Raw genomic sequence first — 13,586 nt, 5'->3', positions numbered from 1 at the left:
CATCCAGTTTAAGATTGATCCATGTGAATGCCTGTATGTGCTTTGACCTGAATTTCTGCAAATGCTTCTTGATCAGGGGTTTTTGAAGACAGAATCGTCCCGAGATAAGCGCCTAGAAAGCCGAGCGGAATGGAGATGATACCCGGGTTGGAAAGCGGGATCAGCGGTTCTCCAACAAAGATAGCGTTTCCGGCCGGGTCCCAGACACTCGGGCTGATGGAGACGAGAATCAGCGCGCTTAAAAGACCGGTCAGACTGCCGGCCAAAGCGCCGGCCGCATTAAATCTTTTCCAGAAGACGGTGAAGATAATGAGCGGCAGATTGGCGCTTGCCGCCACGGCAAATGCAAGCGAGACAAGAAACGCGACATTCAGCGATTGGGCGAAGACAGCAAGCAGAATCGAAAGGACGGATACGCCGATGGAAGCCCATCTTGCAGCGATCATTTGCTCTTTTTCCGTAGCCGCGCCTTTTCTGATAATCTGGCTGTATATATCATGCGCAAAAGCGGATGCCGCCGACAGCACAAGGCCTGTGACCACCGCCAAAATCGTTGCGAACGCGATGGCTGAGACGAAGGCGAACAGAAAATCTCCGCCGAGCGCCTGAGCAAGCAGCGGTGCAGCCATGTTCCCCGCTTTATCGGCAGCTAAAATGTTTTCAAAACCGACAAACGCGGCAGCACCAAAACCGAGAAAGACCGTCATAATATAAAATATACCGATAATCCATGTAGCCGAGATTACCGATTTCCTTGCCGTTTTGGCATCTTTTACTGTATAAAACCGGATGAGAATGTGAGGCAGGCCGGCTGTCCCGAGGACGAGTGCCAAATTGAGTGAAAGTGTTTCAAGAGGAACTTTATACTTATTGCCGGGGTTCAAAAAATCAGCCCCAAGCGGAGTAGCTGTTTTCATTTGTTCAAACATGTTCGTCAGGCTGAAGCCGAATTTTGAAAAAACGATGATTGAGATAATGAGCGTCCCTGCCATCAAGAGAACGGCCTTGATGATCTGGACCCAGCTGGTTGCGATCATTCCTCCGAATACGACGTATATGGTCATCAAAACCCCGACAATGCACACGGCCAGCGTATAATCGATGCCGAGCAGAAGCTTGATCAGCGCACCGGCGCCGACTAACTGTGCAATCATATAAAAGGTGGAGATCGTGATCGTGTTTAATGCGGCGACACCGCGAATTTTCTTTTGTTTAAAACGAGAGGCAATCATGTCCGCCATTGTAAATTTGCCGAGGTTTCGGAGCGGCTCTGCCACAATGTAAAGCACGACTAAATAAGCGACGAGGAAGCCGATGCTGTAGAAAAAACCGTCAAACCCGTTCAAAGCGATCATCCCGGCAATGCCGAGGAAAGAAGCCGCTGACATGTAATCTCCCGCAATAGCCAGTCCGTTTTGAATGCCGGTAAGCCCTCCTCCCGCCGTGTAAAACTCATTGGCCGTTTTTGTCTGTTTGGCCGCGAAATACGTAATGACAAGCGTGAGAGCAACAATGGCAAGAAACAGAATAAAGGCTGTGGCACTCATGAATCAACGCCTCCAATCTTCTTTTTGAAATCGCTTGCAATTTGATCGAATTGACCGGCTTTTTTTGTATACATAATGCACAGCGTCCATGTCATAACAAACTGAGCTATCGCAAAAACCCATGCCCATGTGATGGCTCCGACTGCCGGCTGATTCAAAAATGTGAAGTATGATGTCATAACCGGCAGCAGGAAATAAAAGAGCAGAAAGAAAATCGTCATCGGTACAATAAAAGCCCGTTTCCGTGATAACAACCGCTGGAACTCCGGAGATGCCGCAGCTTTGCTGTAATCTATTTTGCCTTCTCTCATTTGTTCTTTGCCCCTCCTTGTGTTTGTCTGAAAAGATACAACAAAGGTATGTAACACGCTCCGGATTTATTCTTCAATTTTCACACAGCGTTTTATTTATATAAGATGAAAGACCTGATCATCTCGAATAAATGTTTTTTCCATAAAAGAAACCGTTTGTTCACCTTTTTCTTCTCATTTGTCATGCCTTCCGCCTCGTTTCCGCCTCTGTCAGCTTCCTTCTCAGTTCATTTGCAGACGCAATCGCTTCCCGGTCTGTTATCACGCCGCCGGGCTTGTTTCCTTTGCCGAGCAAATAGCCGTCGAATGTCATGTTCATAAAATCAAATATGTAGTGAAACTGTTGAATGAGCGGCAGCCCTTTCAAGCGGGGATCATCGTCTCCGACAGCTGCCACGTAGACCGTTTTTTTCGCCATTTGCTGTTTAAATGCAGATCTTCCATGCTCTATCAATGTCTGTGACCAGCGGTCAATAAAATTTTTCATCAGACCCGACATGCCGTACCAATAGATCGGAGTGGCGAAAACTAGGATATCCTTCTCCAGCACCCGGCTGATCAGGTCTCTGTAGTCATCATCAGGGTAAAAAGGGGCTGTATTGCTGTGCCTGTAGTCCGATACGGGCTGAATGTGATAGTTTCGCAGAAATATCTTATCGGCATCAAGTCCGTCTACTAATCGATTCATCAGTTCTTCCGTATTTCCATTTTCACGGGAGCTTCCGCAGATTGCTGCTATCCCCATATTGTTTCATCCTCCTTTGGAATCGGTCATGAATTCAGTTTAAGATAACAACAATCATCAGTAAAATTGATATTTTAGATATTTACCATCGGAAAAATCGATTATATAAGCGAACTTAACAGAAAAGAGAGAATGGAAAGGAAGCATGAGGATATTATCAGAAGGATCAAGACGAAAAGCTCCGCCCCCCTTCGGGAGAAAGGCAATCGAAACCGATGCAGAAGAAAGTGAATGGGACTGCTGGCGTCAGCGTTGGTTAGCAATGGCTCTAAAACGCCTTATTCAATCCGGTCTGGTACCCCTTAAGAGAGTGAAGCTGGAAAAATGAAACGACCTATGTACAGGGCAAAGGTAAGGCTGCTCCTTAAAACGCGCGTTTCTATGGAGCAGACAGAATCTATACACAGGCAGCAGGCCTGCTGCTCAAATACGTCATTATCAATTAAAACACTCGTTAAAACAGCCGGTTGGATCATCTTGATAGATCAAGATTCAACAGAACCGCCTGTTTTTTTGGATAACTGATGCTTCTAAACGCTTACTGCTTTATCGGTTTTTCAGCATCGCTTTGGACGGGCTGACTGTGAAGAAATTCTTTCACATCTTCAATTTGCAGCCCAAGTTTTTTCGCCTCCTTCATCAAAATCACCCAATCTTTGTCCAACTTGTGTTTCGTTTGAGTATTCATAGCTTCCTCCAATATGATAAGACGTTGTTCACCTCAAAGAAAAAAACGGTTTTTCCTTGAGATGCAATAAAAGTTATAAAACAACAGCCATGTGAAAACAATGACAAATTTCATAAAAAATTCACAAAGTCATCTTTGATAAACCTACCTATTCCCTAAATAACTGACTAAAAAAACCAAAAAATCTTAGATTCTTACTTATAATAATAAACAATCAATTACTGACTGGATAGTATTCAATTAAAAATGATCATTTTTCCCTATTAAGAATTTCTCAATTGCAGCCGAATATCCTTTGAATATTCTAAAAATAAGAAAGAGATTTTTGGCAGATTATTACGAAAAAGTATTGGAAAATCAATGGTTTCAAGGAATGATTTAGAATAAAGACATGGTGGGTAGGGAGGGTCCTTTCGGCTTAGTTGCTGTATGGGTTAAAGAAGGGTAATACGAAAATACTATTATCGACCAGTATTAAGTGGAAAAAAAGAACATTGGTTTCAAATGCAGAGAAAAAAGTATAGCTTTTGCCTCAAAATCGCTTTAATTCACCAGGATGAAACCATTGTAATGGATAAAAACCCGAACTATTCCTTGTAAGGCATTTAATGGAACAGAAACCTTTCCACTTGTTTTGCCCCTAGTTTTTATTTGAAGAAATGATGAAAATACGAGCTGGAAAATGCTGAAGGTGGTAAAATGAAAAAGCGAATATATATTCACAGGCGTTTTATAGACTTAAAATGGAAGAATAACGCCGCTGAAAGGAGAGAAATGAATTGGCAATATTAGTATGCGGAGGGGCGGGCTATATTGGAAGCCATGCTGTAGCGGAACTGTTAAGCCGCAATGAAGAAGTCGTGATTATTGATAACCTGCAAACTGGACATCAAGAGGCGGCTTTAAAGGGAGCTTCTTTCTATAATGGAGATCTGCGCGATGAAGCATTCCTAAGAAAAGTATTTCAGGAAAACGAGATTGAGGCTGTCATGCATTTCGCGGCCGATTCTTTGGTTGGAGAAAGCGTAACAGATCCTCTCAAATATTATGACAACAATGTTTACGGAGCCGTTTGCCTGTTAAAGGTCATGAAAGAGTTCGATGTAAAGCAAATTGTCTTCTCATCAACGGCTGCAACATACGGAGAACCGGATCGTGTGCCGATTATGGAAACAGATCCGACGGATCCGACAAACCCGTATGGGGAAACGAAGCTCGCGATTGAAAAAATGCTGAAGTGGTCTGAAAAAGCATATGGAATCCGTCATGTCGTCCTTCGCTACTTTAATGTTGCCGGTGCGCATGTAGACGGATTGGTCGGCGAAGATCATCAGCCTGAGACGCACCTGATCCCGATCATTCTTCAAGTCGCGCTTGGCAAACGCGACAAGATTATGATTTTCGGCGACGACTATCCGACTGCAGATGGTACGTGCATCAGAGACTACATCCATGTAATGGATCTGGTCGACGCGCATATTCTCGCTGTCGAAAGGCTTCGAAAGGGCGGAGAAAGCACTGTATACAATCTCGGAAACGGCACGGGCTTTTCGGTCAAAGAAGTCGTTGAAACAGCCCGGAAAGTGACAGGCTGCCCGATACCGGCGGAGGTTGCAGAGCGGCGTGCTGGAGACCCGGCACAGCTGATCGCCTCTTCTGAAAAAGCAGTGAAAGAACTGGGATGGCAGCCGAAATACGCCGAGCTGGAAACGATCATTGACAGCGCGTGGAAGTGGTTTAAAGCACATCCGAACGGCTATCAAAGCTAGAATGCGGTGACGCCTATTAAATAGGATGAAAAAGAGCTTTCAGTTACAGAAGGAAGCTCTTTTTTGATGTTTTGAAGTTTAAAGCGTGCTGTCAACAGGGAAAAGGAATGGAGGAAGATAATGATTCACTATGAAAAAATTTAACAATGTTAAATTAATGATTGACCAAAGTTTTTTATTGTGGTAAACCTAAATTTGACAGATTTTTTGTTTCGGAGGGATTTGTCAGCTCTTGCTATGTGTGTAAAAAGAACTAAAAAATTACCAGTCTATTTCCTTCGTTATTCATAATATCATGAACAAATTTTGACGATTTTGTGACATTTGGGTGAAAAAAAGGTGAACAATCGAAAAAAATAAGGCTAATTGGTGAAGATTTTGATAGCATAGCAAGGTAGAAGAAAAAAGTTTTTCAGAATCCTTTTATCTTAGATATTCTGACCAAATTTTAGACATCATTTAAGGAAGGATGGTGATCCTCTTGTTCAGAGCATTTAAACCACTGATTATGCTGACTCTACTTTCCTCCATTTTTTTATTGGGCGGCTGCAGTCAAATCGCGGTATTGGATCCTAAAGGACCGGTTGCTTCGCAGCAAAGAGATCTTATTCTATTATCGATTGGATTTATGCTGTTTATCGTAGCGGTCGTATTTGTCCTTTTTACTGTGATGATTGTGAAATACCGTGAGCGTAAAGACAGAAAGTCTCCTTACAGCCCGGAAGTAGAAGGCAATACATTTTTAGAAATCGTCTGGACAGTGGTTCCGATTTTAATTGTTATTGCGCTGTCAGTGCCGACAGTTCAAACAATTTATTCTCTAGAAGAGGCTCCAAAAGCATCAAAGGACAAGGAACCTTTGGTCGTATATGCGACATCTGTCGATTGGAAATGGGTATTCAGCTACCCGGAACAGGATATCGAAACGGTCAACTATTTGAATATCCCGACAGACAGACCGATCTTGTTTAAAATCTCATCTGCCGATTCTATGGCGTCACTGTGGATTCCGCAGCTTGGCGGGCAAAAATATGCCATGTCCGGAATGGAAATGGAGCAATATTTGCAGGCAGACCATGAGGGTACTTATAAAGGCCGAAATGCAAACTTCACAGGTGAAGGTTTTGCAGAACAACAGTTTAATGTCAAAGCGGTATCTGAAAGCAAGTTTAACGACTGGGTGAAGAAAACGCAGAAAGAAGCTCCTAAGCTGACGAAAAACCAGTACGATGAACTGATGCTTCCTCAGCATGCGGACGAAATGACGTTCTCATCGACACACCTGAAGTATGTTAACCACGGAAATGATGCGGAATACGCCATTAAAGCGCGCGAAAGATTGGGCTATAAACCATTGTCTCCGCACTCAAAATCAGATCCGTTTGAAAACGTGAAGACAAACAAAGATCAAAAACAATCTGAAGACCAAGATTCTCACTAGGAAAGGAGGAAGCTTGCATGAATTTGAAATGGGACGAATTCATAATTACAGGTGACCCATTAATTCTTGGAGCACAGATTTCCATTTTGCTTACATCCATTGCAATCGTATTTGTGCTGACATACTTCAAAAAATGGAAATGGCTTTGGAGAGAATGGATTACCACCGTCGATCATAAACGTTTAGGAATCATGTACCTCATTGCCGCAGTCATTATGTTCTTCCGCGGCGGCGTCGACGGGTTAATGATGCGTGCCCAGCTCACGCTTCCTAATAACAGCTTTTTAGATTCAAACCACTATAATGAAGTGTTTACGACACACGGTACGATCATGATCATTTTCATGGCGATGCCGTTTCTTATTGGATTAATGAACGTCGTCGTACCGCTCCAAATCGGTGCGCGCGATGTTGCATTCCCGTATTTGAACAACTTGAGCTTCTGGACCTTCATGGTCGGAGCGATGCTGTTTAATATTTCATTCGTCATCGGCGGATCGCCGAATGCAGGATGGACGGCTTACATGCCGCTTGCAGGCAATGAGCTGAGTCCTGGGCCTGGGCAGAACTATTACTTGCTCGGACTTCAGATCGCGGGTATCGGTACGCTTCTCACCGGGATTAACTTTATGGTGACCATCCTGAAAATGCGTACAAAAGGCATGACCCTATGGCGGATGCCGATGTTCACTTGGACAACGCTGATCACTTGTGTGATTATCATTTTCGCATTCCCTGTCTTGACAGTGGCTTTGGCGCTGATGACATTTGACCGCTTGTTCGGAACAGCCTTTTTCACCTTGGCGAACGGCGGTATGCCGATGCTGTGGGCGAACTTGTTCTGGATTTGGGGACATCCTGAGGTTTACATCGTTATTTTGCCTGCTTTCGGTATTTTTTCAGAAATCATTGCGACATTCGCAAGAAAGCAGCTGTTCGGCTACAAAGCAATGGTTTATTCAATTGTTGCCATTTCGGTTCTCAGCTTCGTCGTTTGGCTGCACCACTTTTTCACAATGGGCAACAGTGCGGCGGTCAACTCGTTCTTCTCGATTACGACGATGGCGATATCGGTGCCGACCGGAGTTAAAATCTTTAACTGGCTGTTGACGCTGCATCGAGGCAGAATCAAAATCACAACGCCGATGCTGTGGTCGCTTGCATTTATTCCGAACTTCGTCATCGGCGGTGTTACGGGCGTTATGCTTGCGATGGCAGCTGCGGATTATCAATATCACAACACATACTTCCTCGTATCGCACTTCCACTATGTGCTGATCGCGGGTACTGTGTTTGCATGTTTCGCCGGATTGATCTTCTGGTATCCGAAAATGTTCGGTCACAAACTGAACGAACGCATCGGAAAATGGTTCTTCTGGCTGTTCATGACTGGCTTTAACATCTGCTTCTTCCCGATGTATTTCCTTGGATTGCAAGGAATGCCTCGCCGTATTTACACATACGGAGCAGAAGACGGCTGGACTGCATTGAACATGATTGCGACATTCGGCGCATTGCTGATGGCCGCAGGATTCATCGTTCTCTGCTACAACATTTTCTACAGCTTCCGTCATTCAAAACGCGAAGAATCAGGAGATGCTTGGGGAATGGGTCGTACGCTTGAATGGGCTACATCTTCTGCGATCCCGCCGCACTATAACTTTGCGGTTCTGCCTGAGGTTACATCACCTGACGCATTTGCGCAAATGAAGGAAGACAATGTCGAGATTCATCCTGAAAGCAAGTTTAAAAAGATTCATATGCCGAGCAATTCAGGCCGTCCGTTTCTTATGTCATTATGCTTCGGATTTGCTGGATTCGGGCTTGTCTTTGAATGGTTCTGGATGGGAATCGTCGGTCTGATCGGTGTATTCCTCTGTATGATTCTTCGTTCATTTGAATATGACGACGGCTACTATGTAAGTGTTGAGGAAATAAAAGAGACTGAACGAAAGAATGCCAAGTAAAGGAGGCGGGATTGATGGAACATGCAGAACACAGCAATTCTAACGCTCCTATGGAATACCGTTCTGAAATCGGAAGGTTGAATATCCTTGGCTTTTGGATTTTTCTTGGAGCGGAGATTGCTTTATTCTCTACGTTATTTGCGACCTATGCTGTTCTTCATAACAGAACAGCGGGGGGCGTACTGCCGGCAGAACTGTTCGACGCAAAGCTCGTTTTAATCATGACGTTCCTGCTGTTAACGAGCAGTTTCACATGCGGCATCGCAGTGCATGAGATGCGCCGCGGCAGTTTGAAAGGCGTGATGATCTGGATGATCATTACCCTGTTGCTCGGTGCTGGGTTTGTCAGCTATGAGCTTTATGAGTTCAATCATTATGTACACGAAGGTGCCACTTTATCGACAAGTGCTTACTGGTCATCTTTCTTTGTTCTATTGGGAACACACGGACTGCACGTATCGATCGGTATCTTCTGGATTATCGGCATTTTGCTTCAGACGAAAAAGCGCGGCCTAACCCCGCAAACGTCTGCTAAGCTGTTTATCTCAAGTTTGTATTGGCACTTCTTAGACGTGGTATGGATTTTCATCTTTACCGGCGTCTATTTGATAGGGTTGGTGAATGTATAATGGCAGCAAAACAATCGGCTGAACACAGCCACTTTCCTTGGAAGCATATTGTCGGGTTCGTGTTGTCCATTGTGCTGACCTTATTGGCCTTGTGGGTGATCTATACGGACTTAAGCATGGCTGCAAAGCTGTGGATTATTTTCGGTTTTGCGATCATCCAAGCTGGACTTCAGCTCTTAATGTTTATGCATATGACTGAAAGTGACAGCGGCAAAATCCAAGTCGGGAATACGCTGTTTGCCGCATTTATTGCGGTTGCGATTATTGCCGGTTCTGTCTGGATCTTCGCTGCTCACAACTATCACGGAGACAACCCTGAGGGCGGTACTCCAGGTGCAAAACATTCTGAGCACAGCGGACATTAATTGATTGGCAAAAGAGTGCGGATTTCAACGATCCGCACTCTTTTTTGGTTGCTGAACGGAAAAAGAGAGAGCCACAGGCTCTCTCTTTCTCATACACTCTTAACCGCGTTTTACGCCGCGGCCGAATTTGCCGTCGCCCGGCTTGCTCTTTTTAGAAAGAGTAACAGTCAGGAATGTACCATAGTTTTTAACTTGGGCAGTTTCCAATTTGCGCATCTGTGTCACCTCCTTATTACTTCCAGTTGATTACATATTCATGCTATCATAGAATAAAGTGGTAAAAACCACAAAAAGGCACTAAAACCCGACATCATCCTTCAATTCTATTCATAGGGTTTTTATTGCGGTATTTGTTCGGAGGAAACTGATTTAAGGAGAGTGTTACTGATGATACGCGTGTTGTTAGTAGACGACTACAGGGTTCTGACATCCGGAATGAAGGAAATCTTAAAAAAATATAATATGGATGTCATCGTTTGCCACGAAGGAAATGAAGCTCTCGACCTCTTAAAAAATCAAGAGGTACATATAGACGTTTTTCTTTATGATTTAAAAATGCCGGGAATGAACGGGTTGGAACTGTCTCTTAAAACGCTGGAAACCGCACCTCAATCCAAAATTATCATTATGTTTTCGGGAGATGAAATTCACTCATATTTTAATAAGCTGATTGAGGCCGGAGTTAAAGGGTTTATCGATAAATCGTATACAGACAGCATGATTGCTTCGAGTATTTTATTGTGTTTAAAAGGGGCTGTGTTATTTCCCGACGGCTTGCTGCAAAAACTGAGGCTTGATTCCGATCTCGCGGTGGACGAGCATTTAACAGACACAGAACTGGATATTTTGCAGAAGGTGGCCAGCGGTAAAACAAATAAAGAGATCGCAGCAGACCTACAAATGTCGACGCGCAACGTAGAGTATCACTTGAGCAAAATCTATAAAAAGCTCAAAGTAACGTCACGGTACTGCGCAGTAAAAAAAGGAACGATGCTTAATTTGATCAAGCAGAAAGTTTAGACAAAGTATATATTTGGTTTTCCCTGCAAAAGAGAGTCGATAGGCTCTCTTTTTCTTTTTCCTCCGAATAAATCCCGTAATAATGGCCCATTGATGCCATTGGCTATTCATGTCGGTTTTCGGTAGTTTTTTGCGGTTTTTTTGATATTGTCCTGTGATAATCTGATTCATGTGGTCAGTTGGTAAATTCAGGGGTATCGTCGCATTGCAGGCTCTTTTTAAAACGCTCCAAAGCTGAAATGATAACGGCATTCGCCAAGGGCGTGGAAAGAACATCATGCATAAAGTGCTGAAAGAGAGCTTGCCGGCTCTCTTCTCCTTTATTTTTCTGAAATCATGCATACCGGGGAGGTCTAATCTTTGAAAATTATTCGAAATCAAGAGACAGCGACAACCGTGTTGGAAAATGAATGCATCGTCCTAAACCTGGACAATGGGCAGTATTTCGGATTGGAAGGGGCTTTAAAAGAGCTGTGGATCGAAATTGAAAATGAGCGAAAGGATAAAAAAGATATTCTGATCAAGTGGCAATCGGCGTTCGATCAGACAGAGGAAGAACTGTCAGCGATATTAAATGAGGCGATACAGGAACTGACACATCATAAGCTGATTGAAATAGAGGATAAAAGCTGATGAAAAAAAGAGCGCTTGTCAAAAATCACGAATATTTTACAACCGTTCATGCTTTTGTACGTATGATGCTGTTAAATCATGATTTTGAAGAAGCTTATGAAAAAATTGCGATCCATCTGTTTCCGCTGTATGCAAGCGCACAGCAAAGAGGTGCAGGGCTGCTTGATATAGACGAACTGCACCAGAACGGCGAATATTTATATTCGCTTGATGAAGACGACCATTTGGTTACTTCATGCGTTTCTATTGCATTAACGATTCAATCTATATTATTCAGCAATGGGTTTGATGCTGATCTCATGATCGGGGTCAAGAAAATTGATGACAAGCTGTTTTCTCATGCGTGGGTTCAAATGGAAAACGGCAAATCGATCGATCCGAATCATAAAAATAAGGATTTAAAAGTTTTACAGACGTATAAGATGAGCGCTTACGCTGAAAGGTGGGTGTTATCTCTAGTATGAAAGTATGGTTTGGAATGCAGGGAGACAACACCGTTGCATGGCATGAGTGGGTTTCCGCCGTCAAGAAATGGGGACGTGCGGAACGGATTCACAGCTACAGCCGCGGGATCGCCAACATGGCTGAAGCGCATATCCGATACGATGAAGCTTTTAGACCTACAACTCAAATAAATCTTTTGCATCCCGTCATCTTAGACGGCTGGATCAGCGGCGGTCTTAACGCAAAATCGGATGGCACCCGAAAGATTGAACAATATGACAAGCTGTACGTGTCTTTGAAGCAGGATCAAGCTGCCATGCTGTCTCACTCGCATGGCGAATTTACGATGATGTGGTGGGATGACAGTCTACATAGCCTTGTTTTGGCGACTGATATATACGCAACCCGTCCTGTTTACTATTGGGTCAGTCCGAAAGGAGAATGGTTTGCAGCGAATGACTTGCGCATCCTTTTGCTTGTTCATGACATTCCTTTTGCGATCGATCAAAATGTGTGCAGAATGTTTCCTACTTCAGGCTTTGCTGTAGGAGAAAACGGCTTTGAAGATCGGACGTTTTTTAAAGGAATACGCAAAGTGCCTGCGGCGTCCTACGCTTTTCTTGGCCGGGATCATGCGGTTCATGCGCACAGCTATTGGGGACTTTCGCAGCTGTTAAACGGGAAAGATCTTGCTGGAGACGCAGTTCCGCGGTTCCGGGAGCTTTTTCAGGAAGTGACAGCAGATCGTTTAAAAGATGAAAAGCATATTGTCGAATTAAGCGGCGGACTGGATTCAGCTGCCGTAACCGCCGCCGCAATTGCAGGCGGACGGAAGGAACAGCTGCTGGCCGTCAATATATCATTTGCCGAACCTGACATGATATTAAGCCATGACAAGGACCTTGTAAAAAATATGATGCGCGATATGGATATTCCCGGCCTGATCATTCTCGGAGACGCCACAGCCAAAATTCCAAACGCGGAAATCGGGCGTGATCCGCTTTGGTTTGTAGACGGTCCTGATCCGAGAGCCAATTCACTGGTTAATGAGACTTTTACAGTGATCGCTGAGGAGTATGGTGCTTCGTCTGTCCTGACGGGTGAGGGCGGGGATTTCATTTTTAGCGGAGAAGTGTCAGTGATCGATTCTCTGCTTCGGCAGAGACGGTTTTCTGAAATCTACAAATTGCTTCGCGAATGGTCGGGAGGCAGCATGAAAGAGATGCTGAAGCTGGGATTTCAATACGGAATCGCCCCTTTCATGCCTTATGTCGGAGAAAAGCTCTATTACGACCTGCTGTGGTCAGATACGGAATATGAGCTGCCTGAATATTTTACTGAAGAACACCGACAGAGAGAACGGGAGATCAATAAGGAGGATCATCTTCGCTATCGAAAAAGCCGGGACCTCTCGGTGTGGGGCAAGAGGTTTCATTATGACTTTTTGTGGCCGAGGGCGAGGTACATGGATGCTGTTGGTGTGACATTGCCTACGTACCATCCGTTTTTGGATCGGCGGCTGATCGAATTTTCATTTTCCGTACCGCCTGAACAGCATTTTAATGTTTTAAAAGGGCTTGAAGAACATTATGCAGGCTCTAAAATGCTTCTTCGCAAATCTTTCACCGATATCCTGCCTGCCTATGTTTATAACAGATCAACGAAAACAACATATGCCCATATGGCCAGGAAAAGCTTTATGAATGACCGCAGACACGTTCTTCAGCTATTTGAACCGGGAGAGCACGTCTTTGTTGAAGAGCTCGGCATCATTAAGCGCAATATATGGTGGAAACACTTGCTGGCTATGGCTATTCGCTCTGAAGATCCAAATAATGATCTGGGCATGGGCTATCAGTACATGAGATCTGTCATTGACTTGGAAATATGGCTCAGGGAAGCATCCAAGGGGAAGGAGCACCTTCTCGATCGGAGCCGTCCGGGAAAACCAAGGGTCATGGCTGATATCGAAACCGTCAATACGCTGGAGAAAGCCAAAATATACTCGTATCAATGACCACAATAGG

General features: G+C 44.3%; 14 protein-coding genes. 9 read left to right on the top strand and 5 right to left on the bottom strand.

The features are described from left to right. Positions 1-8: 8 nt before the first annotated feature. The 4 genes from CP943_RS20840 to CP943_RS20820 all read right to left on the bottom strand — a co-directional run bounded on the left by CP943_RS20840 (position 9) and on the right by CP943_RS20820 (position 3,291). Complete coding sequence (locus tag CP943_RS20840; RefSeq protein ID WP_025810602.1) at positions 9-1,547, bottom strand: solute symporter family protein; 1,539 nt, start codon at positions 1,545-1,547, stop codon at positions 9-11. Then, complete coding sequence (locus tag CP943_RS20835) at positions 1,544-1,858, bottom strand: DUF485 domain-containing protein (protein WP_023856991.1); 315 nt, start codon at positions 1,856-1,858, stop codon at positions 1,544-1,546. The genes CP943_RS20840 and CP943_RS20835 overlap by 4 nt, the downstream gene beginning before the upstream one ends. 181 nt (positions 1,859-2,039) lie before the next feature. Then, complete coding sequence (locus CP943_RS20830) at positions 2,040-2,603, bottom strand: flavodoxin family protein (RefSeq protein WP_025810603.1); 564 nt, start codon at positions 2,601-2,603, stop codon at positions 2,040-2,042. 538 nt (positions 2,604-3,141) lie between these two features. Further along, a complete protein-coding gene (locus CP943_RS20820) occupies positions 3,142-3,291 on the bottom strand; it encodes an anti-repressor SinI family protein (protein WP_023856995.1) in 150 nt (49 codons plus the stop codon). Positions 3,292-4,070: 779 nt separating this feature from the next. Between CP943_RS20820 and galE the strand changes: the two genes are divergently transcribed. The 5 genes from galE to qoxD all read left to right on the top strand — a co-directional run bounded on the left by galE (position 4,071) and on the right by qoxD (position 9,462). Beyond that, positions 4,071-5,060 (top strand): UDP-glucose 4-epimerase GalE, encoded by a 990-nt coding sequence (gene galE / locus CP943_RS20815; RefSeq protein ID WP_023856996.1) that lies wholly within the window; start codon positions 4,071-4,073, stop codon positions 5,058-5,060. 472 nt (positions 5,061-5,532) lie between these two features. Then, positions 5,533-6,501: a cytochrome aa3 quinol oxidase subunit II gene (gene qoxA, locus CP943_RS20810; protein WP_095291511.1), complete on the top strand. Its 969-nt coding sequence runs from the start codon at positions 5,533-5,535 to the stop codon at positions 6,499-6,501. Positions 6,502-6,518: 17 nt separating this feature from the next. Beyond that, positions 6,519-8,468: a cytochrome aa3 quinol oxidase subunit I gene (gene qoxB, locus CP943_RS20805; protein WP_025810604.1), complete on the top strand. Its 1,950-nt coding sequence runs from the start codon at positions 6,519-6,521 to the stop codon at positions 8,466-8,468. A 14-nt stretch (positions 8,469-8,482) separates the two neighbouring features. Beyond that, complete coding sequence (qoxC, locus tag CP943_RS20800) at positions 8,483-9,097, top strand: cytochrome aa3 quinol oxidase subunit III (protein WP_023856999.1); 615 nt, start codon at positions 8,483-8,485, stop codon at positions 9,095-9,097. Continuing rightward, positions 9,097-9,462 (top strand): cytochrome aa3 quinol oxidase subunit IV, encoded by a 366-nt coding sequence (qoxD, locus tag CP943_RS20795; RefSeq protein ID WP_023857000.1) that lies wholly within the window; start codon positions 9,097-9,099, stop codon positions 9,460-9,462. The genes qoxC and qoxD overlap by 1 nt, the downstream gene beginning before the upstream one ends. 99 nt (positions 9,463-9,561) lie before the next feature. Here the strand turns inward: qoxD and CP943_RS23110 are convergent, their stop codons facing one another. Beyond that, the gene (locus CP943_RS23110; RefSeq protein WP_423734433.1) at positions 9,562-9,678 is read right to left on the bottom strand and encodes a lariocidin family lasso peptide; all 117 of its coding nucleotides are present in this window, start codon (positions 9,676-9,678) and stop codon (positions 9,562-9,564) included. A 171-nt stretch (positions 9,679-9,849) separates the two neighbouring features. On the opposite strand from CP943_RS23110, the gene CP943_RS20790 reads away from it, so the two are divergent. The 4 genes from CP943_RS20790 (at position 9,850) to CP943_RS20775 (ending at position 13,576) form a co-directional block, all read left to right on the top strand. Beyond that, a complete protein-coding gene (locus tag CP943_RS20790; protein ID WP_026580278.1) occupies positions 9,850-10,482 on the top strand; it encodes a response regulator transcription factor in 633 nt (210 codons plus the stop codon). A 360-nt stretch (positions 10,483-10,842) separates the two neighbouring features. Then, positions 10,843-11,115, top strand: coding sequence for a PqqD family peptide modification chaperone (locus tag CP943_RS20785; RefSeq protein WP_026580277.1), 273 nt, complete (start codon positions 10,843-10,845; stop codon positions 11,113-11,115). Next, positions 11,115-11,579, top strand: a complete 465-nt coding sequence (locus CP943_RS20780; RefSeq protein ID WP_023857003.1) for a lasso peptide biosynthesis B2 protein — start codon at positions 11,115-11,117, stop codon at positions 11,577-11,579. The genes CP943_RS20785 and CP943_RS20780 overlap by 1 nt, the downstream gene beginning before the upstream one ends. After that, entirely contained in the window at positions 11,576-13,576 is a 2,001-nt protein-coding gene (locus CP943_RS20775; RefSeq protein ID WP_105981287.1) for an asparagine synthase-related protein, read from the top strand. The genes CP943_RS20780 and CP943_RS20775 overlap by 4 nt, the downstream gene beginning before the upstream one ends. Positions 13,577-13,586: the final 10 nt, after the last annotated feature.

This window comes from Bacillus paralicheniformis (assembly GCF_002993925.1).
Lineage (GTDB): Bacteria > Bacillota > Bacilli > Bacillales > Bacillaceae > Bacillus > Bacillus paralicheniformis.
Note: the sequence above shows the minus strand (reverse complement) of the source record. Positions and strands in the feature narration are given on the sequence as shown.